The sequence below is a fragment of the Exiguobacterium sp. s143 genome (assembly GCF_018618895.1).
GTDB classification, from domain to species: Bacteria; Bacillota; Bacilli; order Exiguobacteriales; family Exiguobacteriaceae; genus Exiguobacterium_A; species Exiguobacterium_A abrahamii.
In genome coordinates this window covers 1360128-1381849 of sequence record NZ_JACSMX010000001.1, presented here as the reverse complement: position 1 = coordinate 1381849, position 21722 = coordinate 1360128, and the positions used below count along the sequence as shown (strand labels likewise).

Annotated in this window: 24 protein-coding genes; 18 read left to right on the top strand and 6 right to left on the bottom strand. The window is 46.6% G+C overall.

Features of this window, described 5'->3' with window-relative positions:
• Window positions 1–74 precede the first annotated feature (74 nt).
• Genes KNQ03_RS07265 through uhpT form a run of 3 tightly spaced genes read left to right on the top strand, consistent with a single transcriptional unit; the run spans window position 75 to window position 3282 of the window.
• On the top strand, window positions 75–851 hold the full coding sequence (locus KNQ03_RS07265; protein WP_214724054.1) for a DUF3919 family protein: 777 nt from the start codon (window positions 75–77) through the stop codon (window positions 849–851).
• Window positions 848–1837 carry an ABC transporter substrate-binding protein gene (locus KNQ03_RS07260; RefSeq protein ID WP_214724052.1) on the top strand — a complete coding sequence of 330 codons (990 nt, stop codon included), beginning with the start codon at window positions 848–850 and terminating at the stop codon, window positions 1835–1837. Before KNQ03_RS07265 ends, KNQ03_RS07260 begins: the two co-directional genes overlap by 4 nt.
• Window positions 1838–1872: 35 nt before the next feature.
• Window positions 1873–3282: a hexose-6-phosphate:phosphate antiporter gene (uhpT, locus tag KNQ03_RS07255; RefSeq protein ID WP_214724050.1), complete on the top strand. Its 1410-nt coding sequence runs from the start codon at window positions 1873–1875 to the stop codon at window positions 3280–3282.
• 44 nt (window positions 3283–3326) lie between these two features.
• On the opposite strand, the gene KNQ03_RS07250 is transcribed toward uhpT, so the two are convergent.
• Window positions 3327–3773 (bottom strand): hypothetical protein, encoded by a 447-nt coding sequence (locus KNQ03_RS07250; protein WP_214724048.1) that lies wholly within the window; start codon window positions 3771–3773, stop codon window positions 3327–3329.
• A gap of 208 nt (window positions 3774–3981) precedes the next feature.
• Between KNQ03_RS07250 and KNQ03_RS07245 the strand changes: the two genes are divergently transcribed.
• From KNQ03_RS07245 to KNQ03_RS07235, 3 genes are all read left to right on the top strand, one after another.
• Window positions 3982–5508: an FAD-dependent oxidoreductase gene (locus tag KNQ03_RS07245; protein ID WP_214724046.1), complete on the top strand. Its 1527-nt coding sequence runs from the start codon at window positions 3982–3984 to the stop codon at window positions 5506–5508.
• Window positions 5509–5741: 233 nt separating this feature from the next.
• Entirely contained in the window at window positions 5742–6761 is a 1020-nt protein-coding gene (gene desA / locus KNQ03_RS07240) for a Delta(5) desaturase DesA (protein ID WP_214724044.1), read from the top strand.
• Window positions 6762–6917: 156 nt separating this feature from the next.
• The gene (locus KNQ03_RS07235) at window positions 6918–7430 is read left to right on the top strand and encodes a VanZ family protein (protein WP_214724042.1); all 513 of its coding nucleotides are present in this window, start codon (window positions 6918–6920) and stop codon (window positions 7428–7430) included.
• Window positions 7431–7483: 53 nt separating this feature from the next.
• On the opposite strand, the gene KNQ03_RS07230 is transcribed toward KNQ03_RS07235, so the two are convergent.
• A complete protein-coding gene (locus KNQ03_RS07230; protein WP_214724040.1) occupies window positions 7484–7678 on the bottom strand; it encodes a hypothetical protein in 195 nt (64 codons plus the stop codon).
• 384 nt (window positions 7679–8062) lie between these two features.
• Here KNQ03_RS07230 and KNQ03_RS07225 point away from each other — a divergent pair, with 384 nt between their 5' ends.
• Entirely contained in the window at window positions 8063–9502 is a 1440-nt protein-coding gene (locus KNQ03_RS07225; protein ID WP_214724038.1) for an ankyrin repeat domain-containing protein, read from the top strand.
• A gap of 62 nt (window positions 9503–9564) precedes the next feature.
• Here the strand turns inward: KNQ03_RS07225 and KNQ03_RS07220 are convergent, their stop codons facing one another.
• The gene (locus KNQ03_RS07220) at window positions 9565–11661 is read right to left on the bottom strand and encodes a 5'-nucleotidase C-terminal domain-containing protein (RefSeq protein ID WP_214724036.1); all 2097 of its coding nucleotides are present in this window, start codon (window positions 11659–11661) and stop codon (window positions 9565–9567) included.
• Window positions 11662–12032: 371 nt separating this feature from the next.
• Between KNQ03_RS07220 and KNQ03_RS17165 the strand changes: the two genes are divergently transcribed.
• The 3 genes from KNQ03_RS17165 (at window position 12033) to KNQ03_RS07210 (ending at window position 14259) form a co-directional block, all read left to right on the top strand.
• Complete coding sequence (locus tag KNQ03_RS17165; RefSeq protein ID WP_255359374.1) at window positions 12033–12155, top strand: hypothetical protein; 123 nt, start codon at window positions 12033–12035, stop codon at window positions 12153–12155.
• Window positions 12156–12492: 337 nt separating this feature from the next.
• Complete coding sequence (locus KNQ03_RS07215; RefSeq protein WP_230088492.1) at window positions 12493–13290, top strand: ABC transporter permease; 798 nt, start codon at window positions 12493–12495, stop codon at window positions 13288–13290.
• 15 nt (window positions 13291–13305) lie between these two features.
• Entirely contained in the window at window positions 13306–14259 is a 954-nt protein-coding gene (locus KNQ03_RS07210; protein WP_214724034.1) for an ABC transporter ATP-binding protein, read from the top strand.
• Between the two features lie 151 nt (window positions 14260–14410).
• Here the strand turns inward: KNQ03_RS07210 and KNQ03_RS07205 are convergent, their stop codons facing one another.
• The gene (locus tag KNQ03_RS07205) at window positions 14411–14992 is read right to left on the bottom strand and encodes an LOG family protein (RefSeq protein WP_214724032.1); all 582 of its coding nucleotides are present in this window, start codon (window positions 14990–14992) and stop codon (window positions 14411–14413) included.
• Window positions 14993–15071: 79 nt separating this feature from the next.
• Between KNQ03_RS07205 and KNQ03_RS07200 the strand changes: the two genes are divergently transcribed.
• Together KNQ03_RS07200 and KNQ03_RS07195 are read left to right on the top strand one after the other, a co-directional pair.
• Window positions 15072–15245 carry a hypothetical protein gene (locus KNQ03_RS07200; protein ID WP_023469413.1) on the top strand — a complete coding sequence of 58 codons (174 nt, stop codon included), beginning with the start codon at window positions 15072–15074 and terminating at the stop codon, window positions 15243–15245.
• Window positions 15246–15537: 292 nt separating this feature from the next.
• Window positions 15538–15813, top strand: a complete 276-nt coding sequence (locus KNQ03_RS07195; protein WP_047392874.1) for a hypothetical protein — start codon at window positions 15538–15540, stop codon at window positions 15811–15813.
• 23 nt (window positions 15814–15836) lie between these two features.
• Here the strand turns inward: KNQ03_RS07195 and KNQ03_RS07190 are convergent, their stop codons facing one another.
• On the bottom strand, window positions 15837–16712 hold the full coding sequence (locus KNQ03_RS07190) for a helix-turn-helix domain-containing protein (RefSeq protein ID WP_133207769.1): 876 nt from the start codon (window positions 16710–16712) through the stop codon (window positions 15837–15839).
• Between the two features lie 147 nt (window positions 16713–16859).
• On the opposite strand from KNQ03_RS07190, the gene KNQ03_RS07185 reads away from it, so the two are divergent.
• From KNQ03_RS07185 to KNQ03_RS07170, 4 genes are all read left to right on the top strand, one after another.
• Window positions 16860–17006, top strand: a complete 147-nt coding sequence (locus KNQ03_RS07185) for a hypothetical protein (protein ID WP_156323178.1) — start codon at window positions 16860–16862, stop codon at window positions 17004–17006.
• A gap of 76 nt (window positions 17007–17082) precedes the next feature.
• On the top strand, window positions 17083–18288 hold the full coding sequence (locus KNQ03_RS07180; RefSeq protein WP_214724030.1) for a hypothetical protein: 1206 nt from the start codon (window positions 17083–17085) through the stop codon (window positions 18286–18288).
• Entirely contained in the window at window positions 18281–19018 is a 738-nt protein-coding gene (locus tag KNQ03_RS07175; protein WP_244290062.1) for a class I SAM-dependent methyltransferase, read from the top strand. The genes KNQ03_RS07180 and KNQ03_RS07175 overlap by 8 nt, the downstream gene beginning before the upstream one ends.
• Before the next feature lie 141 nt (window positions 19019–19159).
• A complete protein-coding gene (locus KNQ03_RS07170) occupies window positions 19160–19471 on the top strand; it encodes a hypothetical protein (RefSeq protein ID WP_064299316.1) in 312 nt (103 codons plus the stop codon).
• A gap of 39 nt (window positions 19472–19510) precedes the next feature.
• On the opposite strand, the gene KNQ03_RS07165 is transcribed toward KNQ03_RS07170, so the two are convergent.
• On the bottom strand, window positions 19511–19930 hold the full coding sequence (locus KNQ03_RS07165; RefSeq protein ID WP_064299317.1) for a helix-turn-helix domain-containing protein: 420 nt from the start codon (window positions 19928–19930) through the stop codon (window positions 19511–19513).
• 208 nt (window positions 19931–20138) lie between these two features.
• On the opposite strand from KNQ03_RS07165, the gene KNQ03_RS07160 reads away from it, so the two are divergent.
• Window positions 20139–20663, top strand: a complete 525-nt coding sequence (locus tag KNQ03_RS07160) for a VanZ family protein (RefSeq protein WP_050678156.1) — start codon at window positions 20139–20141, stop codon at window positions 20661–20663.
• Between the two features lie 16 nt (window positions 20664–20679).
• Window positions 20680–21675 carry an ATP-grasp domain-containing protein gene (locus tag KNQ03_RS07155; RefSeq protein ID WP_214724028.1) on the top strand — a complete coding sequence of 332 codons (996 nt, stop codon included), beginning with the start codon at window positions 20680–20682 and terminating at the stop codon, window positions 21673–21675.
• Window positions 21676–21722: the final 47 nt, after the last annotated feature.

The window sequence follows — 21722 nt, the reverse complement described above, 5'->3', positions numbered from 1 at the left end:
CATTTACGAAACAATTCGACCGGATTTACGAAACAATTGCCCCGTAATCTAAGAATCAAGCAAGGAGAGGAATCATGAAAGCATCGACCATCGCTTATCTCTTCCTGATGGGCATCTTGTTTGCCCTCGGTCTTCTTTTGCTTCAGCAGACGGTCTTCGGACGCTTACACGTCCTTGATGGACCGAAACGACTGAATGCTTCCGATGACTCGCTCCCGACCGAGTTGACGTTACGTCACCGGGCATGGGGGGAGCAGACGGTAGAAGACGGAACGGAAGTCCAGCGTATCACGACGCTATTGAAGCAAATGAAGACGGTGACAAACGGGACTTGTCCGGCGGGAACGGCGACATTTAACGGGACGCTCCGTTTCTTAAACGGAACGACGTGGACGTTCTCGCTCGGAGAAAGTATGACGCTAAATGGAAAATGTGTCGCAAAACGTCCTAGCACCCAAACGACGTCACTGAAAGCACGATTCTTGAACGCCTATCACGAACCAGAACAGCTCGCGCATCAGTTCGCTGAGGGGGAAGTCGTGACCGTGTATGCAGCAGGACGTTCTCGTTCTTTGACTGCACGCGAACGAGAAGACGTTAAGCGTCGCCTGACGCAAGCAGAGCCGATGACGGACTATGAAGAGGTCGGTCAAGCGCTCGATGCCAGTCAGGGACAGCCGCGCATTCTCAAGCTTCAGCGGTTCAAGAATGAGCAGAATACGCGTGCCAACTTAATGAATATTACTGTGTATGAGACATTGTTCAGCGTCCAGTACATGGATGATGACAATGGAAACACCTTCTATTTAAAAGGACAACTCCTGCCGACCGGGAAGGAGGCAGATCGATGAGAAAAGGAATGCTCTTCTTGCTGAGTATCATTTGTCTCATGAGCATTTGGATCGTCCGCAACAATGAACAGACGAAGCAGGGGACAGCCGCGCGGGAAACCGTTCCGCATTTGACGGCGTATGTCTCTGCGAAAGAGGATATCGGTCGCGCCTTGCTGTCGTCATATTGTGAGCAGGCGGGTTGTACGTATGAGTTCGTGCGCCTGTCGACGGAAGAACTCGTCCGGCGTGTGACGAAGGAAGCGGATCATCCGCGCGCCGACGTCATCATCGGCGGAACGTGGGATGCTCACCAGACGCTCAAGCAACGCGGGTTGTCGACACCGTTCCCGAGCGGCATGGATCAAGCGGAACTACAAGATCCGGACCGCTACTGGATCGGCTATGAAGTCGAACGCTTAGCAATCGTCATCAATACAGACGTTTGGAACGAGCGGTTCGGGGCAGCAACTTATCCGAAAACGCTCGCTGACTTGACGGCGAAGCGATATCAGAACGAGTTGATTTTGCCGGATCCGAATCATTCTGGTACCGGTGCGACGATCCTGCAAGCGGTCTTTGACGGATACGGGACGAAAGCTGAAAATGTCTTACGCGAGCTCATCGAGCGAACGCGACTATTCACGGCGAACGGTTTTGCACCGACGTCGTACGTCGCCAGTGGGGAAGCGATGCTTGGGGTCAATTTCATCGGGGATCAACAATCACTGCGCGAGAAGTATTATCCGGTCAAAAGCATCCCGCTCGATACGTACTCGATCAACGCGATCTCAAAGCTGAAAGGACGAACGCAACAAAAGCAGGCGAACGCCTTCATGCGTTTCGTACTCTCGGCGGACGGTCAGGCGATTCTGAGGAAGGTCTCATTCGGTACGCCGACCTATGCGATCGCGAAGACACAACCGATCCAGCAGAACGTCGGGCAGGACATCGTCGCCGATTACCGCGACTACCTCCATCGATTCAATCAGCTCCAGGACAAATGATGCGAAGACTCTGATTCAGATAGGGGAAATGGAAGATGGGCTTCTTCAGCATCAAAAAATTGCCGAATGCCGGCATACCAATCGAAGTACAACGGAAACAATGGTTACAGCAATTCTTAAAGGCATTCTTAGTCGTCTTCTTCTCATATATGGCGATGTATCTCATCCGAAACAACTTCAAGGCAGCGCAACCGCTCTTGAAAGAGGAACTAGGTTTTACGACGACGGAACTCGGTTATATCGGCTTCGCCTTCTCGATTACATACGGAATCGGGAAAACATTGCTCGGCTACTTCGTTGACGGGAAAAATACGAAACGCGTCATCTCGTTCTTATTGATTCTCTCTTCTTTGATCGTCACCGCGATGGGACTCTTGATGAGTGCCAGCGGAAGTCCGGTCGGTTTATTGATGGTTTTATGGGGACTCAGTGGGTTCTTCCAATCGGTCGGGGGACCGTCGTCGTATTCGACGATCGCCCGCTGGACACCGTTTGAAAAACGTGGGCGCTACCTCGGCTTCTGGAACGTCTCGCACAACATCGGTGGAGCAATTGCCGGTGGTCTCGCACTGTGGGGAGCGAACGTCTTCTTCAACGGAAGTGTCGTTGGGATGTTCATCTTCCCAGCTGCGATCGCGCTCGTCATCGGAATCGTCGGTCTGTTCATCGGGAAGGATGATCCGGAGGAACTCGGGTGGAATCGGAGTGAAGAAATCTTCGAGGAACCGATCGAACCGGAAAACATCGCTGCTGAAAGTATGACGAAATGGCAAATCTTCAAAACGTACGTCATCTCGAACCCATGGATCTGGACGCTCTGTATCGCGAACGTCTTCGTTTACATCGTCCGGATCGGGATTGATAACTGGGCGCCGCTCTATGTCACGGAACACTTGCACTTCAGCACGGAGAGTGCTGTCAATACGATCTTCTTCTTTGAGATCGGCGCATTATGCGGCAGTATGATTTGGGGTTACGTGTCCGATTTACTCAAGGGACGCCGGGCGCTCGTCGCAGCGATCTGTCTCTTACTAACGGCCGTCGCGGTCCTCGGTTATCGTTACGGTACGAGTGAACTTATGATTTACGCGTCACTATTTGCACTCGGTGCGCTCATCTACGGACCACAGCTCTTGATCGGTGTCTCGGTCATCAGCTTCGCACCAAAACAGGCTACGACGGTAACGAACGGGATGGTCGGTACGTTCGGTTACTTGTTCGGTGATTCGATCGCAAAAGTCGGTCTAGCGAAAATCGCTGATCCGGAAACGAACGGTCTAACGATTGGTTCGGTTACGTTACACGGCTGGAGTGATACATTTGTCATCTTCAATGCGGCGTTACTGTTCGGTTTGATCGCCCTCGCGATCGTCGCTGTCGTCGAGGAGAAAAAGATTCGTCGCCTCGGATTGCTAGAGCGTCAAGCGGATAAGTTGAGTTCGTAACAGACACGAGCACCCTCGCCTAATGTAGGAGAAGGTGCTCTTTTTTAATGAGACAAATAAGCAAGCAGCAAACCTTCTTCAAGTTTAACGTGACGAATCGAGCGGTAACGGGCATGACGGAAAGGAAGATAGAAGGAAAGATCAACAGTCAGAAGTCGATTTGCATAACGCAGATAAGGAGGACGAATGAGGTAGGTTTCATTAAAGGATTCGGTATCATGAGGACAGACGTCAAAGACTTCGAACGTGACGGTACGTTTATCGACTGCCCGCAATTGAAGCGTCAATTCGACTGGTAAGTCACGCTCTATACCATAACGTATCAATGGTACAGCGGCTTGAATGTGAAGATGCGTCGGTCGAATCGTGACACAAATATCTGTCAGCTCTGGAATTTCCTTTGTCAGCGCACTTGCAAGGTCGTATTCATCAATACTTGTTGCAAGCGTAAAACGACGAAAGGTTTCAATTATATGGCGCCCCAGTTTCATGAAGTAAATTCCTTTCTTATGATTCTTAACCTTAGTATAACTAAAATTTAACCTAATTATCCCATATTGTATTTTTTTAAAGTAAATTAATTCCTCTTAATTAGCGTTATTGTTTAAAAACAATACGATTTCTGCATGTTTTTGCGTCGTTCAGGGAACGATTAACCATGTCGATCTGTTGGTTTTCTTTTTTGAAGGGAGTTTTTTGATGCCTTACTTATCCGGATTTCCGTCGTCTTATTGGAAACAAAGCGCACCTGCTACTTCATATCCCGCTCTCAATCAAGATGCTAAGCATGATGTTGTCGTCATTGGGGCTGGGATTGCTGGACTCGTCACGGCCATGCAATTGACGGAACGAGGATATGACGTCGCGGTGATCGAAGCAGGTGACGTGGCTGCCGGTACGACGGGTTATACGACGGCTAAAGTTTCCTCACAGCACGGTTTGATCTATGACACGCTGATACGCACCGTCGGCGAGGAGTCAGCGCGACTATATTATGAAGCGAACGAGGAAGCGATCTCGTTTTTACGTCATCAGGTGGAACGACTCGACATTGCCTGCGAACTTGAAACGCAAGACGCTTATCTCTACGCGGCAACATCAAAAGAGCAAGCGATGGAACGGGAAGTCCGTGCCTATGAACGGTTGAGATTAAACGGTGGCGAAGCAACGGAAGAAGTCCGAAGTAAGTTGCCATACGATGTCAAACGAGCTGTCGTCCTTCGCGATCAAGCGCAGTTCCATCCCGTCAAATATCTTCAAGGACTTGCGCAACAAATCGTCCATCAAGGTGGAAAATTGTATGAACAGACACGTGCTATATCACTCGAGTCGAATCGCACCCCAACTGTCATCCTGGAAAACGGTCACCGGATCGAGGCGAAGAAGGTCGTCATCGCGACCCATTTTCCGTTTCATGACTTCAAGGGCTTATACTTTTCAAAACTCGAAGTCCATCGCTCGTATATCGTGTCGGGTCAGGTCGACGAGGCGTTTCCGGACGGGATGTTCATGAGTGCCGATCAACCGAGTCGTTCTTTACGTCACACGCGAACAGACGATGGTCGTCTGCTTGGTCTGTTCGGTGGCGAGAATCATTTGTCCGGTCACGAGACGGAGACGATGCAACGGTATGAGCATCTTGCTGACTTTGCGAGAAGTGAGTTCCATGTCGAGGCGTTCGAGCAGTTTTGGTCAGCGCAAGACTTGATCACGCTCGATAAGATTCCCTATATCGGACAGATGGCGGCGAATGACCCGAACGTGTTCGTTGCGACCGGCTTTGCGAAGTGGGGGATGACGAACGGTATCGCAGCCGGATTGTTGTTGAGCGATTTATTGACGGGAACACCTAATCGTTTTCGCCATTTATTTGACCCGACCCGTTCGAAGCTAAAAACGAAGGATGCAACTCAGTTCGTCAAGAACAACGCGGACGTCGCCATTGAGCTCGTCAAAGGGAAGCTGACCAAAGCACGTCGTCATGCTGACGAGTTACAGCCAGACGAAGGAGGACTCGTTACTCATCACGGGAAGACGGTAGGTGGATATCGCGATTCGGAAGGGAATCTTCACCTCGTCTCGACGACTTGTACCCATATGGGGTGCGATACGAAATGGAATGAAGCAGAACGGTCATGGGATTGTCCGTGTCATGGTTCACGATTTGGTCCGACAGGAGAGGTACTAGAAGGACCAGCCGTCAACCCACTCAAATCAATCGATTAAGCAGAGGCACTTGTCTCTGCTTTTTTATTTTTAAAATAATTCGGAGTCGATTTATAATATGTGCTATAATTACCTGGTAATAAAAATATTTTAGTGCTAAACAATTAGAGTGCCGCTTTTGAATCGTGTTGTAGAGGCACCGTCACGACCACCGTTCACTGGTTTCATATTTTAGTTTCACTATTTTACTTAGCGTCGTGAACGCTGAAACAACCCGAGGAGGAAGCACCACTATGAGTAAAGAAAAGATTGCCCAGCTGCGCAAACATGTGTCGCCGTTTGAAAAGGCAGACATCAAAGCCAGCGTCCGGCAGATGATCAACACGATCCTGCCATTTCTCGTCCTATGGTTTCTGGCATATCAGGCCCTGAAGCTATCTGTGTTTCTCGCGATTCCTGTGGCGATCCTCGCCGCTGGATTCGTCGTCCGGATGTTCATCATCTTCCATGATTGTACGCACGGTTCATTCTTCAAGAATAAGAAAGCGAATGCCATCGTCGGTACGATCACTGGGATATTGACGTTATTCCCGTATGAGAAATGGAAGCGAGAGCATTCAATCCACCACGCATCAAGTGGAAATCTCGATAAGCGCGGTGTCGGTGACATCTGGGTCATGACAATTGAGGAGTACATCGAAGCGTCACGCTTCACACGTCTCAAGTATCGTCTGTACCGGAACCCACTCGTCATGTTCGGTCTTGGACCGCTCTTGTTGATTCTCGTATCGAGCCGATTCAACCGGAAGGATGCGCGCAAAAAAGAACGAGTCAACACACATGTCATCAATGCGTCGCTTATCGTCCTGTACGGTATCCTGATTTACTTCATCGGCTGGCAGGCCTTCTTGATCATCCAAGGAACGACGATGTTCACAGCAGGCGTACTTGGGATCTGGTTATTCTACGTTCAACACACGTTCGAAGACTCGTACTTCGAGGATGAAAGTGAATGGGATTACGTCAAGGCGGCAATCGAAGGTAGTTCGTATTACGAGTTGCCGAAGGTCTTGCAATGGGTGACAGGAAACATTGGCTTCCACCATGTTCACCATCTCAGCCCGCGCGTCCCGAACTATCATCTCGAAAAAGCGCATGTCTCGACACCACCACTTCAGAAGGCGACGAAGATCGGTTTATTCTCGAGCCTGAAGTCGCTTCGCTATAAACTATACGATGCGAAGAACAGAACGTTCGTGACGTTCCACGACATCAAACACCTCTTACGCGAACCAAAGACGTCATCGTTGTAAGGAACTGCACCTCGTCCACTTGGATGGGGTGTTTTTTGTTGTGTTTGAAGCAAAAGAGGGAATCAACAGGTAATGAGAGTAAGGTAAGTCCGTCTTTTGGCGTATGTTCACGATGAGCATCCATGGTAGGATGTACAATAGAAAGGAGAGTGCCTGATGCGCCGGATACCCATTGCTGCTTATGTAGGAGTAGCCATCTTACTTTCCTTATTCGTCTTCAGTTCGATGACGTACCAGCAACAATCCTTGATTTCGTTTTTGACACAGCGTATCCCACTCGACTGGGTGTATGCATTTTCCTTCGTGTCGTTTCATTATGAAGTTCCGATTAGCGTTGCATCGCTTGGACCTGCGGCGTTCCTTGAGTTTTTCATTCGAAAGGGAATGCACGCTGGTTTGTTCCTCATTCTTGGGATTAGTATCGTTCATTTTTTGCGTGGACGAGGCTATGCGGCATTATCAGCTGCCTTCTTTGCCTTTACGACGGCAATGACGATTGGTGTCATGGATGAGTTCCATCAGCAATTGACGGGTGGACGAACCCCACTCGTCGGCGATGTGTTGATCGATGGCAGTGGTGCATTGATTGGTATCGTATTGTATACAGCGATTCGTCTTTATTTGAAAGCTGACCAGATTGTGCGAGAGCAAGAACAACAGCGTGCATGAAAATAACCCATCGTCTCAATCATCATGACTGAGGCGATGGGTTATTTTAGCGATTAGAACCGTTGTACCCATTCAATCTTATACTGAGTACGTCCGAATTCTTTTCTTAACATGTTGTCGGCTTTCTTTCGTGCTGTCGTGTGATCGCCTGCCCGGATGTTGAGTCGATCCGTATCAACGATCTCATCTCCGCGTAATACTTGATACTGGACGGTATAGTCCTTTTTCATTAAATTAAATAAACCCAAGAAATTCACTCCCATATTCTTCTTCCTGTTAGTTATTATATGGTATTCCAAATTTTTCTGCAATCTAAAAAAGTGACTATTGTCCTACCCATCAATAAAATGTTAGTGGTTCGAATGACAGGTTGCTTTATTGTGTGAATTGCGTATAAATGCTGAAAAATCAATAAAAACCGCTCTAAAATAGAATATATGAAATTTTATTACATATATAATGAATATTCAGGAAAAAATATTGCGTTATCAACAGATTGACGAAAATATAAGTTATCTGAATAGTCTTTTGGTATGTCAGGAAAGGATTCCCTTGGAACTTCAATGGAATAACCGTTAAGATAAGAAGGAAGAGAAAACGATGAATTACGTGACAGATGAGGGAGATGACACATGGAGCAGGAGATGCATGAACGAATCGATCCCGCGCACCGGATCAGGCAAGCGGTTACCCGCAAAGAAACCGTCTACTTTAGTTTGTTGTTAGGCATCGCCATTTTGACAGTGGGTGGCATCATTGGGTTAGTGTTTGAAACCGGCGAGAGCGGTATTTATGCCATGTTTGCGCTAGTGATCCTATTGTTACTACTTTGGTTACGCCAGTGGCAACGGGTGTCACGGATTCGAAGTGAAGGGGTTCGCTTGAGTGCCGAGCAGTTCCCAGAGTTGTTCGAGCAAGTCCGTATACATACAGAACAGTTGCAACTATGGCGGATGCCAGAAATCTATTTCCAAGATGACGTGAAACGACCGCACGTCATTGGACTATTCCAAAAGTATTTGATCGTCCTACCGACGTCGTATCTGGAGTTGACAGAAACACGTCGTTTTCGGTTACTGCTTGAACTGGCACGGATCAAACGGAACCATCAGGAAAAGCAAATCTTACTATGGATTGGCAGCTGGATTCCGTTTTTACGTCCGGTTTACATGCGGGCATGTGCTCGAACCCGTCATCAGATGGTCCTACCACTTATTTCGCCTATATACGCGCGACAAGCCATGTTTGAGGATGTGCTCGGACCAACACTTCTAGCAACGACAGATACAGAGGTCTATATCGAGGAGAAACGGCAGCGACGGACGTTTTCCATCTTATTGTATGAAGCGTTACGAACCGAACTTTCTTTACTCGAACGGTTGCACTTAACGGGTGAGCCAATCGAACGTCCGCGCCCACTCTTTCGATATGGTCAAGGCTTCGTCGTCGCAGGTAGCATTCTAATGGCAATATTCCTTGTCAGCACGACTGCAGGTATGCTGTTAGACGAAGGGGCGATTGAGGCAAAAAAAGAAACGAGTGACGAGAACGTCACGACGAAGACGAATGGTCAGGATCTCAACGAGACAGAGTTGATGGCAGCGATTCAAAAAGGGAAGCTCGAAGACATACATCGACTGATTCCGGAAAGTGATATGAAGGCAGTCGATGCCGATGGCGATACGGCATTGCATTACCTCGGATATCGTAAATCCAGCACGGGACTCGAATCGGTCTTTAAGGAATTGCTTGCAGCAGGCAGTGATGTCGATGCTGTCAATGAGTTCGGCGAGCGACCGTTCATTACGGCAGTCTTCAGTAACAACGATGAACTCGTCGACCTGTACTTGAAGCGAGGCGAAAAGGTCAATCAACAAGATGCCGACAAGTTCACGCCTCTTCATCATGCTGTTGAAGGGGAAGGGAAAGAGACAGTCAAACTCTTACTTGAGCATGGCGCTGATCCGACGATTAAAAACGCAGATGGCTTCACGCCACTTATGTTGGCACAAGAGTATGAACTCGATGAAATCATTGAGCTGTTGAAGCAAAACTCAGCGCAGACACTATAACATAACAACCGCAGGCGTTCTCGAACGAATCGAGAAGACCTGCGGTTGTTTGTTGTGTCTAATTAGTTTGGAAGTTTTGATGTATCGACGATGCGACCTTCAATCTTGTAGTCGACTTGACCGAGTGATTTCGTGAAATCACGTAGGTTTTCCCAGTCAGAGAGACCGAGGTCCGTGACGCGACCAGCTTTGTAAGCCGTCTCGAATGGTGTGAGACCATCGCCACCTTTAGCTGTGAAGGCATTCGTTGCGATGACATATGTCTTCGCTGGATCGATGACTTCGAATGTGCCGTTATTGTTCACTTCCATCTTCGTGACGCGTGCACCGGCCGCTTTTGTGCTATCGTATTCGAATTTCATACCAGAGACATGGAGGAAACCACCATTTTCTTTTGGTGCAATCCCGACACTGATTTCAAGAAGGTTTTTGATTTCTTCTCCTGTCATTTTAGCTGTCGCAAGCGTGTTACCGAATGGAAGCGTCGTTAAGACTTCACCGACTGTGAGTGGTCCGGCATCGATAGCAGCACGGATACCACCACCGTTTTGCATCGCGATGACTGTATCTGTATTGTATTCTTTTGCTTTTTTGAGCATGCCGTCCGTGATCAAGTTTCCGAGAGCTGTTTCGCTGTTACGGACACTGACTTCACCACGTGGGTTTGGAAGAGCATTAACGATATTCGCACCGACTTCTTCGTTTTTCAATTCAGCGATTTGATCTGCATATGGTTTGAGGATTTCAGCTGCACGAACGTCTTCAACTGCTTTTGAAACGTCGATCAGTGATCCGTTGTACTCCGTCAACTTCCCTTTGTAGTCGAACGTCAAATCAAGATTTCCGAGGAAATCACCGTATTGGTATGCTTGAGCGATGATCGTTGGTTCTGTTTTGCCTGGTACGACCGTTTCGTCGACAACGACTGGTTTTTCAAGTTTCGTATGCGAGTGACCACCGACGATGACGTCGATCCCGTCGACGTTACGTGCGAGCAGTTGATCGTTATCGATTGCTTCGTTGTCATCGAATCCGATATGTGTCAAGGCGACGATTTTATTGACGCCACGATCTTCGAGTTTCTTCACGGCCGCTTTCGCACTCGTGATGTAGTTCGCGAACGCCACCGTACCTGGGCTTGCGATATCAGCAGTTTCTTCAGTCGTCAAACCGAAGAAGCCGATTTTTTGTCCTTTGTATTCCTTGATGATCCCTTGATAGATTTTGCCACGCTCTGGTCCGGCTGTGATCGTTTTCTTTTGTAGACCATTGAAGAGTTCGTTTTTACTGAAATCGACGTTCGCCGTGATGAATGGGAATTTCGCTTTCGTGACGAAGTTTTTCAAAGCGATGTTGTTGTCTGTATCACCGAGATCGAACTCGTGGTTACCGAATGTCATCATGTCGTACTTCATGTAGTTCATCAGTTCAAGATCAGCTTGTCCAAGGAACTTGTTGAAGTAGAGTGATCCGGAGAAGACGTCACCAGCGTCTAAAAGAAGCGATGGTTTACCTTCTGAGCGGTAAGCAGCGCGTAGTTCTTTAATGACAGTTGCCCGTTTTGGTGCTTTATCGAGGTTTGCATGCGTATCGTTCGTATGCATCAAACCAATCGAGAAGTCATCCGTGTTGACGTCGAGCACCGTGATTTTTGCTTTTAATGTAATCGTCTTACCAAGACGCGTATAACTTGCGACCGCATATTTCACACCCGCTTCGCTCGTATCAACTTTCGACCAGCGGACTGGCTTATCATAGATGCGACCTGTTGCATAAAGAACAGCTAGTGTTTTCGGCAATTCTGGTTTTTGATCGACATAGATTGTCTGATCTGCGACCTTCTCGACGAACTTCACTGCGTAGTTCTGAATGTAGATTTTGATTTCGATTGGATTCTTTTTCTTGCCGTATGTGCCTTTGACCGTTTGATAACGGTTGAACGCATGGCGATCGTAAGATTTCCACGTGATCTTCTCACCTTTATATGTAGCAGGGAGTTTGACCGGAGCACCTTTCGTGAAGACGAGTGACTTGAGTTTGACCGTTTTGACTTTGACATGTGTTGCAGCCGAAACTGTCGTTTGAGCAACTGGCACGATTGCCGATGTCGTCAGGGCGACAGCAACAGCTGCCGCGTAAAGCGGTTTTGATTTGTACATACGTAAAAATCCTCCTTCAAGAGTGGGGTATGAATGCAAGGTCGCGATGCGATCGTTGACCTCTTCTTCTACTATAAAGGGTTCGGAAAGCTTCGTGGGATGAACCTTTTGTAAATAACGTAAATTCTTAGGTCCGACGACAAGACAACCCACGGAAGTCGTTTGCTCGTAAGCTTTAGAATCCGAACGTTCGTCTTCATAGATAAATGATAACGCTTTCATTATATCTTGTCTCAAATAAAAATGAAACGAAAGAATATTACCAATCGTTAATCATTCCCATTAAATGTCGATTTTTTAGTGGTCCTGAATTGCTAAATATTGTATGATATCAGTATACAGACAGTTCGGATGAAAAGAGGCAACGATAGATGAATGATACGATTCGAGGCGGTGTCCTCGTCGGCATTATTTGTGTGATCACCGTCCTCCTCGTATGGGGGCTCGCATCACCACCGACGACGATTGAGTTTCCACATTTTAATCATGCGTAAGGAAACAAACTAGGAGATGACCGGTGGTGGACCCGCCGGTTTTTGTCGTGCCTGAAAAACTACAGTTTGGTGTCGGTTCGTCCAATACATTGACACGCTTTTTCACGATAGCTAGAATTGATTAAGTGTATATAGGAAGTATTGCTTCTGCCATGCACGAATGAGTGGACAAAGGAGGCGAGTCGGAATCGACCGGGCAAGGACCCGTTCACGCAGAGAGAGCGTTCGTTTGAGCAATCGCGGACGGCATCTGTCTTTTTTTGAGTGGAATCAACGAATATGAAAATAAAATACATGTATCATGAATCGGAAGGAACTTACACTTATGCTGAAAGAAATGAGAAGTATCATCCGGGAACAGGTGGAGAATTTCCCACTGATTCGCCGGTTGGCGCGATATGAAATCAAATCAGCGCATGCAGAACAACGCCTTGGCCTTTTATGGGAGCTCCTCAATCCGGGTCTCCAAATCTTCATCTATTGGTTTGTCTTCGGGGTCGGTCTTAAAGGAAATAAGAACGTGGATGGCGATATTCCATTCATCGTCTGGCTCCTTTGTGGGATCGTCGTCTGGTTCTTCATCAATGACGCGTTACTTCGTGGATCAAACTCGATCAACAGTCGTCTCGCGATGGTAACGAAGATGCGTTTCCCGATGAGCGCGATTCCATCGTATGTCATCTTATCGCGGATGTATCAACATTTTGCGATGCTCTTGATCGTCTTCATCGTCATCATCGCAAACGGTATCCCGATCACATGGAAGTTACTCCAGTTGCCGTATTATATGATCGCGACGTACATTTTCGTCTATGCGTTCTCACTTTGTTTTTCAACACTCATCACACTTGTTAAAGACATCCAGCTCTTCTTGCAGTCGATGATGCGGATGCTCTTTTATATGACACCAATCCTCTGGAACATTGAACGGTTCCCGGACTTCTTACACGGCGTCCTTCGTTTGAACCCTGTCTTTTATCTCGTCGAGGGATACCGGGCGAGCTTGCTCGGAGGGCATTGGGTCTGGCAGGAGTGGCCGACCGGTCTGTATTTCTGGAGTGTGACGCTCCTGTTGTTCACAGCGGGAACATTCTTGCACATCAAGTTCCGTAAATCATTCACTGAGCTCGTTTAAGGGAAGGAAATCGCCATGTCTATGATTAAACTCGACCATGTCACGAAACGCTTCGACATGGTCACGACTACGAAAGAAAAATTCAAGCTCTTGTTCAAGAATCAAAGCAAGAGCGTTAAAACATTTACTGCATTACGGGATGTCTCGCTCGAGATCGGATCGGGAGAAGTTGTCGGACTCGTCGGTATCAATGGATCCGGTAAATCGACGTTATCGAACTTGATTTCAGGTATCATCTATGCAAACGAAGGAGACGTCGCGATCAATGGTGAAGTTGCGATCATCGCCGTCTCACAAGGGTTGAAGAACGTCCTGACGGGGCGGGAGAACATTCGCTTGAAGTGTCTCATGCTTGGGATGGACGACGCAGAAATCGAGCGTCGGATGCCCGGCATCATCGATTTCGCGGATATCGGTGACTTTATCGATCAGCCAATCAAGAAGTACTCGAGTGGGATGAAGTCGCGCCTCGGCTTCGCGATCGCGGTTAATGTCGACGCCGACATCCTGATCGTCGATGAAGCGTTATCGGTCGGGGACCAAACTTTCTACAACCGTTGTATCGATAAGATGAACGAATTCAAGGAGGAAGGGAAGACAATCATCTTCGTCAGTCACTCGCTCTCGCAAATCAAGAGCTTCTGTGAGCGGGTCGTCTGGCTCGAATACGGTCAAGTCCGCCTCGACGGAACGACGAAGGATGTCTTGCCGGAGTATAAGAAGTTTCTCGCTGAATATAAGAAGTGGACGAAAGAGGAACAACATCAATACCGTCGCGATCGCTTAAAAGAACAAGCAGCGAATGCGCGGTCTGGTAAAGAAAACACAGATTCAGCGGACACGGTCAAACACCCAGGTTGGATTTTGTCGGGTCTTGGTCTCATCGTTCTCGCAGCAGGGAGTTTGATGGTCATTGACGAGACACCGTCTTTGACGAACCTCAGTGACGCGATCTTGAAGTTCTTTTAATGTTAAACCAGGTGCCAACGTGCATCTGGTTTTTTTGTGCTGTAAAGTAGGATTCTTACGTCAGTGTAGAGAAAATGAGTAACGAGAGAGAAGTAGAATCGCAAGAGCTGGGAATCCATACAAAAAAACGGAGTCGAGGACTCCGTTTGCATCAGGTTTGTGAGCGATCCATATAGGTTTTGACGTGTGGAGCTTCATACGTCGCGAAGCGTTCAAGAAGACGATCAGGATCTGACTCGACGATCAGCATCGCACGGTGTTCTGGAATCAGGAATCCTTGACGTTCCATCGTGTCAAATAGGGCGATCAAGGGATCATAGTATCCTTCAATGTTGAGTACACCACACGGTTTTTCGTGTAGACCGAGTTGCGCCCACGTGAAGACTTCAAAAAACTCTTCCATCGTACCGGGACCACCCGGAAGAATGATGAAGCCGTCAGCGAGTTCTGACATCTTCGCTTTCCGCTCGTGCATCGAGTGAACGAGATGTAATTCAGTTAATCCTGGATGAGCAAGTTCCTTTTCTTGTAGAAAATGAGGTAAGACACCGATGGCCTGACCTTGAGCAGCAAGCGTAGCGTCCGCGACAGCCCCCATCGTTCCAACGCGGGAACCGCCGTATACGAGTCCGATACCGTGCGCGGCGAGCGCTTGACCAAGCGTACCCGCTGCCTCGCGAAAGACTGGGCTAGCACCATCTTTGGAACCACAAAATACAGCAAGTCTATTCATGAAACAGAACCTCCTTCGTTATCTTCACCATAGCATATTCGGTGATCGGACGGCAGAGTAGATCAGAAAGGAGATTGATATGCGACCACGTACGATTGTTTGGCTCGTCCTAATTATCGCAGCAATCAATTTAGGACTTGGGATATGGATGCCGGATACGTCAACGCGAACGACGATTAGTTCAATACTACTAGGTGTGATTGTCGTCCTCGGTATCTTTTACGTCATCGCGTTACGACAATCCTCAAAATAAAGAGAGCTCGTTCGACTCGTAGGAGTTGGATGAGCTCTCTTTTTGTCTGTTACGGAATTTCATCATGATGGAATATTCAAAAAAATCTATTTTCATACACAAGTTCGACACATTGATGGATGATTTGTAAAAAACAAGCAGTAATCAGGACATATGACTCGAGTCAAAAGTCATACAAAGTGAAAATAATGTGTAAAATACCATAATTATTCGTATTCGAATATTCAGAGGGGGTCTAAGGTTATATGATGTTGTTACGAAGCCATACGAAAAATAATAGGAGGTTATTTAAATGAACTTGAAAAAGAAATTAGGTTTAGCGATTGCAGCTTTATCATTATCTGTTACTGTTGGTGCTGGCGTTGCTAGTCAGCTTGAAACTAATGTAGCGATTAAAGGATTGCCACTCGAGTATTCAGAAAAAACAGACCTAGCGATCAAAGGATTACCACTTGAGTATGCTCCAGCTTTCGATGTAGCGATTAAAGGATTGCCTTTAGAATATTCACAAAAAACAGATGTGGCTATTGATGGAATTCCACTTGAGTACGCAGTAAAACGAGCTTAATTGAAATTCATACACTGATACAGCTATTTGGCTAGATATTCTTCTTTCATCGTTGTGATAATTTTTTGATACTCTTTCATTCCTAATAATTCAAACAAAAAATATGATTTATCAAAAGTTCTAATGATTTCTTGTGATGGAGCACCTAATTTATCTAAACAAGCAGCTCTTTGAGAGTATAATTGTCCGAGTAACGACATATCTTTAAATTTTAAGCTTGTTTCAATTGCTTCATCAATTATAGTAAGTGCTCGATTATGTTTTTGGAATTCTAAAAGAATCTTTGAAAAATTATACGAAATTCTAATTCGATCGACGATTAAATCATCATTGTCAAAGTTGAGATTTAATATTTCTTCATAAACATTGATACTATATTGAAAACTTCTATTTTCAGAATATAGATTCGCAATCGCAGATTTAATTCGAATTAGCATATTTGGTGAATAATATGAAGTGGAGTATTCATTAGATAGATTTTGAAGTTCTACTATACATGTACGGTAATCGATTTTTCCTAGACGATATGAGCAAATGAAGAAGTAATATTTATACAATAATGAATGTTCAAATGAAGTATTAGCATTAGATAGTGCGACTTTACTTTGTTTATAAATGCCTTCAAAGTCCTGATTTCTAAATTTATAAAGTAATTCTTCGTCAATCGTTCGTAAATTCGTTTGTTGATTTGTAGGGTCTAAGAACGCTGATAATGGAACTTGTAATCGCTTTGATAAAGCATACAGCAATTCGACTGTCGGTGAATGTGTGCCACTCTCAATCTTACTGATCTCTGCTTGACTGCAGATTCCGTTTGCTAAATCTTTTTGGGTCAGATTGTGTTTCTTCCGCAATCGGCGTAATGCTAAGCCGATTTGCGGTGACATGAATTGATCCATCGGCTCCTCGTCCTTTCGTGGAGATTGAACTGGTATAGGGTATCAACTTCTATTATAGAAGCGAACAAGACGAGATACTACTGATTTACTTGATTTCGTATCAATGTTTCAAAGACCATCACACTTGATTCAGAAAGGGGTACAACCATGACACTCATCTTAAAAGAAACGCGACGTAACATGACTTCATGCGCTTGGTGTCTCAATCCTGCTACCGTCTCCGTCGCCCCCCTCGCTCATCGGGAAATGGACCGGACTGCTACGAAACCTAAGGCAAACGTTAAATCGGCTTAATCCACACAAAAGGACTTCATTCGGATGTTAGAATGAAGCCCTTTTTTCAATCATTTGATGAGAAAGGAGAGAGGACATGATCGGATTATCGCTTTTATCGGAACAAGACGGCTGGCTGCAACGTTCTCTACCATCGCTTGATCTGCAAACGTTTTGTGAGACGCACCGTATTTCGCTCGACGCGTTTGATTACGACACACATACGTTCCATGATTTACTCGACTATATGGATTTTCAGGAGTATGAGCATTACGTCTTCGTCCTCCAAGGGGAAGGCGAACGGACGTTACGACTCGTTGCGTATTTGCAACACGAGATGTTGCATGTTCAGTTCCACTTGATTCGTCCAAATGGAGAAGTCCTGTTTGGCCAACCGGATTTCCTGAATGGTCTCTTCTTACCGCAGGAAGACATGCCTGATTCTGCATCCGTTCCAGCTGTCCATCATGCGCTCCTCTCGTTGATGACAGGTGTGTACCCAGCGTCGGTGCCACATCATCCGCAACCGTTACGTCATGTCTACATCGAGGACAGCTCATTACTAGAGCGGATTCCAGCTAGTAGCTTTCATGCGATGACGATCAACAGCGTCATCTATTTTGATCATCCGATGCGCCACGATCTACCGATCATCGAACTGATGAGTCGGACACCGATTCTGTTGACGTTTTCCGATCGTCTTTCTCCCTCGCTTGATTCGCAACTAACGGTCTTATCGCGTGACGCGCTAGCAGAGCGACTAGCGGACTGGCAACAAACGGGACGGATTCAAAACGATCAGTCGATGGGAATCCTCGACTATGCGACGTTAAGTGGAATACGTGTTTCGCATCGACTGTTCTTCTTTGCGGACGGGATTTACGCCGATCGACAGAAGACGATTCAGTTGAGTGCAGATATCTCCGTTGATATCGAGTCATTCCGAGAACAGCAACCTCAACCTGAAGCGCTTGCATCACAAACTGAACTGGAGCTGTTTCCTCTACTGTATCAACTGGCAGGAACGTTTCAGGGAACGAGCCGTTTCATCACACCGTACTCTGATCTCGAATTGCCTCGGACGTCCGGGCGAATCGGACCATTGACGTTAATCGGTATTCAAAACGAGGAAGGCTGTTTTGCTTTTGACCGGACGACGTTACGTTTATTTGAGACGAACGAAGCATTTCTCTGGATTCTCGAAGCGGATCAAAAGGAACAGTTCGACGTATTACCGGAGCGACTCGGCGCAGATTATGCAGAAGCGATTCAGCACTACAAGGAGTTGATGTATCATGGGTGATGTCTTATTTGGTCCATTCTTGCGTAAAGGGAGCTACTCGCGCGTCCAGGTACTGAATCATGTTCAGGCAGATGAACGATTCGGTCAACTGTATCAGGAAGCGCAACAGTTAAATGAAGTCGATGAGCTGATGCTGTATCGGCGTTATTTACGAAAAGGCGAGCGAATCCTGTTTCATGGAACGTTTGATCCGGCGCTCTTTAATCTTTTGTCGGATGAAGGATACGATCTTTACCTGATCGAACCGGAAGCAGCCCGGACGAAACAGATTGCGGAGAAGTATCAACATAAGATTTACGGCTGGAGTCATGACGTGACGGACGTCGTCGGGCCGGAGTACTTTGACCGGATCATCTTACCGGGAACGACGATTTTACGTTATACGCGCGGGGAACTGCTGTTGTTCTTTCGAAACATCCGTCAATTGCTGCGACCAAGTGGACGCTTGCTCGTGTCCTTGTATCGCGTCGATCATCTAAAATCGATCGCTCATCCGATCGCGACGCGACGTTTTCAAAAAACTTTGCTGTTCTATGGCTATCAAGTCGACGGTGAACGTTTATTGTTCAACGCCTATCTCAAATCGGGGAATGAGGAAAAAATCAGTTATGCGGTCGAATATTTGTATGAACCGAACACGCTGTTTGAATTTGCGACGCTATCGCGCTATCGTGGACAATTTTTGTACGAAGGAAAGACGACACTCGTGCTGGAGTTCGAAAAACAATAAGTATAAAATATAATGTGATAATAAAAAGAAAAATATATGTAATATACTGGTTTGAATAGGTCTAAAGACTGGGTAATTGGATACAGTAGTTTCCTTTTCACGATTCGAAGTACATCATGAGAAAGAGGAGCCGGACACATCATGGAAAATCAGAGCGGAAGTACCTTTCAGCAAAGCTGTTTATCGTTCATTGAGACCTTGTTTCCAGATGAATCTTTTTACTTCTTAGAAGAATCGAAAGCAACGGACGCCTTTGGGCATCCCGGTCGACAATTGTTCTTCTCTTCACCGGTCCGTACCCTGAAATTCAGCGTACTCGCGCAGGCGCATCAGCGCTACGCACGCGTATTCGTATCCGAGAAAACAAGTGAGAATACGTTTTTTCGTCAGTTACTAGAAGCGACATATGAAGACGGACAATTGTACATTGACCATATCGTTCAAACGGAATAAGAAAAAGGAATCAAAATCTGCTGATTTTGATTCCTTTTTTTACGCCTCGATGGAGGAAAGCCCTCGTTTTAATGCCTGATCAATGGACGTCGCCATCTCATCTCGGACGTCCGCTGAGACGAGGCGACCATCAAAATAGATTTCCTTCGATAAACTCAGGTGAACGAGTAAGTCCTCGAGAATGAGCTTCAGATCAAGCGGTTGCGAGGGTTCAAGCGCTTGTTGCATGAATTCATTCAACGAAGGATGCTGTACATACTTCGGATCGATGAGATCAATGACCGTCGTGTCTAAAGCAAGAGCTAATCGTTCTAGGACTTGAGGAGAGGGCATGCGCTGACCACGTTCGTAAGCGGAGATGTCCGTTGCTGTTTCCCCACACCGTTCAGCTAAAAACTTTTGAGTATACTTGTGTTGTTTGCGCAATTGCATGATTTTTTTACCTAGTGCACGATTCATGGCACTCCACTCCTATTCTTCAGGTCATCGTGTATAGTACTAATTAACCACTTTCATTATAAAAGAAACCTGTGAAATGTAAAATATCGTTTTTCAAGGAAACTAAAAAAATGAAATGGGTTAAACTAGAAATTGAATTTTAGAAAGAATCCGCCAATTTTCTGGGGTCTATGCTATTGTAAAATGATATTAAAAAAGGAGTGTCTTCATGAAAAAAATCACGTGGTCCGGCTACGTCGTCCTTGCCGTTCTATTGATCCTCTTCATCTCAAGTTCGATGCCGTATCAAGCGCAATCCATCAAACCAGGGTTATCGCGATTCATTCCGTTAGGATTCGTCGATCATCTGCGTTTCATCTCCTTTTCCTATCATGGAGAAGTTAGTGTCGCTGCCCTTGGACGAAGTGGCTTCATTGAGTTTTTCATCCGAAAAGCTGCCCATGTCTCGACATTTCTCGTATTAGGGATCGGATTGATTGATTTGACACGTCGTCGTCTGACACCAGGACTTGCCGTCTTGTTCGCCTATTCGTTAGCGATCATGGTCGCTGTCTTTGATGAATTTCATCAAATCTTGACAGGGGACCGGACGGGACTCATCCAAGACGTCTTACTCGATGGAACTGGCGCCTTGATTGGAATCGGATGTTATTTACTCATCTATAGGAAAAAAGTACGACGCCAAGCAGGAAGTGTTTCCTTCCAGCACGAAAAGAACAGGCATCACTTTTAACGAAGGAGACTGCCCTATGAAGACTTCCCATTTGTTGATGACGAGCGTCGGTCGCCGGACGAAGCTAGTCGAGTATTTCGTCCGTGAGATGCCGGACGGTCACGTCAGTACTGCGGATTGTAGTTCACTCGCACCGGGTCTCTATATGACAGAACGCCATCATCTCGTTCCCTGCATTGATGCACCGGATTATATCGATCATTTGCTAGAGTTGTGTCAGCGCGAACAGGTGACGGCGCTATTGTCATTGATTGATCCTGAACTGGAATTGCTCGCAGCGGCGACGGAACGGTTTGAAGCCATCGGTGTCACGGTCCTCGTCTCACCGATGGATGCCTGTCGTCTCTGTTTCGACAAGTACGCGATGTATACGTATTGTGTCGCGGAAGGGATTGCGCATGCGCGGACATATGTGACGCTCGAAGCATTCCGGAGCGCGCTTGCGCAAGGGGAGGTCCAGTTCCCGGTCTTCGTCAAACCACGCAATGGGAGTGCTAGTCTCCATGTCCAGGCAGTATCTTCCCTTGAAGTCGTTGAAGGATTGTTCGCCGTTCATCCGGATTTATTGATTCAAGAATACTTAAGAGGTCAGGAATTCGGTGTCGATGTCTATGTCGACTGGCTGACGCATGAAGTGACCGATATCTTCATCAAAGAGAAACTCGTCATGCGTGCAGGGGAAACGGATAAGAGTCGCTCCGTTAAACGCGACGATGTCTTTGAACTGGTCGAGCAGGTCTTACATGGAACCGGTCTCGTCGGACCGCTTGATTTCGACCTGTTCGATGTCGACGGAACGCTCTACCTATCGGAAATCAATCCGCGATTCGGTGGTGGGTATCCGCATGCTTATGAATGCGGCGTCAATTTTCCGAAAGCGATTCGAAACAATCTGCAGGGACGGCGTAATCCCCGACGCATCGGAGCTTATGCGGAAGACATCTATTTGTTGAAGCACGACACGGTGACGCTGTTGCCTGCAGCTTTGCTTGAGCAAATCAAAAAACCATAAGCGCACGAAAAAGGAGTGACTCGGTAGTGATACCGGGTCACTCCTTT

What these genes read in the sequence shown, in the direction of transcription:
- KNQ03_RS07265 (WP_214724054.1), top strand. Translation starts at nt 75, where the DNA reads ATGAAAGCATCGACCATCGCTTATCTCTTCCTGATGGGCATCTTGTTT.
- KNQ03_RS07260 (WP_214724052.1), top strand. Translation starts at nt 848, where the DNA reads ATGAGAAAAGGAATGCTCTTCTTGCTGAGTATCATTTGTCTCATGAGC.
- uhpT (WP_214724050.1), top strand. Translation starts at nt 1,873, where the DNA reads ATGGGCTTCTTCAGCATCAAAAAATTGCCGAATGCCGGCATACCAATC.
- KNQ03_RS07250 (WP_214724048.1), bottom strand. Translation starts at nt 3,773, where the DNA reads ATGAAACTGGGGCGCCATATAATTGAAACCTTTCGTCGTTTTACGCTT.
- KNQ03_RS07245 (WP_214724046.1), top strand. Translation starts at nt 3,982, where the DNA reads ATGCCTTACTTATCCGGATTTCCGTCGTCTTATTGGAAACAAAGCGCA.
- desA (WP_214724044.1), top strand. Translation starts at nt 5,742, where the DNA reads ATGAGTAAAGAAAAGATTGCCCAGCTGCGCAAACATGTGTCGCCGTTT.
- KNQ03_RS07235 (WP_214724042.1), top strand. Translation starts at nt 6,918, where the DNA reads ATGCGCCGGATACCCATTGCTGCTTATGTAGGAGTAGCCATCTTACTT.
- KNQ03_RS07225 (WP_214724038.1), top strand. Translation starts at nt 8,063, where the DNA reads ATGGAGCAGGAGATGCATGAACGAATCGATCCCGCGCACCGGATCAGG.
- KNQ03_RS07220 (WP_214724036.1), bottom strand. Translation starts at nt 11,661, where the DNA reads ATGTACAAATCAAAACCGCTTTACGCGGCAGCTGTTGCTGTCGCCCTG.
- KNQ03_RS17165 (WP_255359374.1), top strand. Translation starts at nt 12,033, where the DNA reads ATGAATGATACGATTCGAGGCGGTGTCCTCGTCGGCATTATTTGTGTG.
- KNQ03_RS07215 (WP_230088492.1), top strand. Translation starts at nt 12,493, where the DNA reads ATGAGAAGTATCATCCGGGAACAGGTGGAGAATTTCCCACTGATTCGC.
- KNQ03_RS07210 (WP_214724034.1), top strand. Translation starts at nt 13,306, where the DNA reads ATGTCTATGATTAAACTCGACCATGTCACGAAACGCTTCGACATGGTC.
- KNQ03_RS07205 (WP_214724032.1), bottom strand. Translation starts at nt 14,992, where the DNA reads ATGAATAGACTTGCTGTATTTTGTGGTTCCAAAGATGGTGCTAGCCCA.
- KNQ03_RS07200 (WP_023469413.1), top strand. Translation starts at nt 15,072, where the DNA reads ATGCGACCACGTACGATTGTTTGGCTCGTCCTAATTATCGCAGCAATC.
- KNQ03_RS07195 (WP_047392874.1), top strand. Translation starts at nt 15,538, where the DNA reads ATGAACTTGAAAAAGAAATTAGGTTTAGCGATTGCAGCTTTATCATTA.
- KNQ03_RS07190 (WP_133207769.1), bottom strand. Translation starts at nt 16,712, where the DNA reads ATGGATCAATTCATGTCACCGCAAATCGGCTTAGCATTACGCCGATTG.
- KNQ03_RS07185 (WP_156323178.1), top strand. Translation starts at nt 16,860, where the DNA reads ATGACACTCATCTTAAAAGAAACGCGACGTAACATGACTTCATGCGCT.
- KNQ03_RS07180 (WP_214724030.1), top strand. Translation starts at nt 17,083, where the DNA reads ATGATCGGATTATCGCTTTTATCGGAACAAGACGGCTGGCTGCAACGT.
- KNQ03_RS07175 (WP_244290062.1), top strand. Translation starts at nt 18,281, where the DNA reads ATGGGTGATGTCTTATTTGGTCCATTCTTGCGTAAAGGGAGCTACTCG.
- KNQ03_RS07170 (WP_064299316.1), top strand. Translation starts at nt 19,160, where the DNA reads ATGGAAAATCAGAGCGGAAGTACCTTTCAGCAAAGCTGTTTATCGTTC.
- KNQ03_RS07165 (WP_064299317.1), bottom strand. Translation starts at nt 19,930, where the DNA reads ATGAATCGTGCACTAGGTAAAAAAATCATGCAATTGCGCAAACAACAC.
- KNQ03_RS07160 (WP_050678156.1), top strand. Translation starts at nt 20,139, where the DNA reads ATGAAAAAAATCACGTGGTCCGGCTACGTCGTCCTTGCCGTTCTATTG.
- KNQ03_RS07155 (WP_214724028.1), top strand. Translation starts at nt 20,680, where the DNA reads ATGAAGACTTCCCATTTGTTGATGACGAGCGTCGGTCGCCGGACGAAG.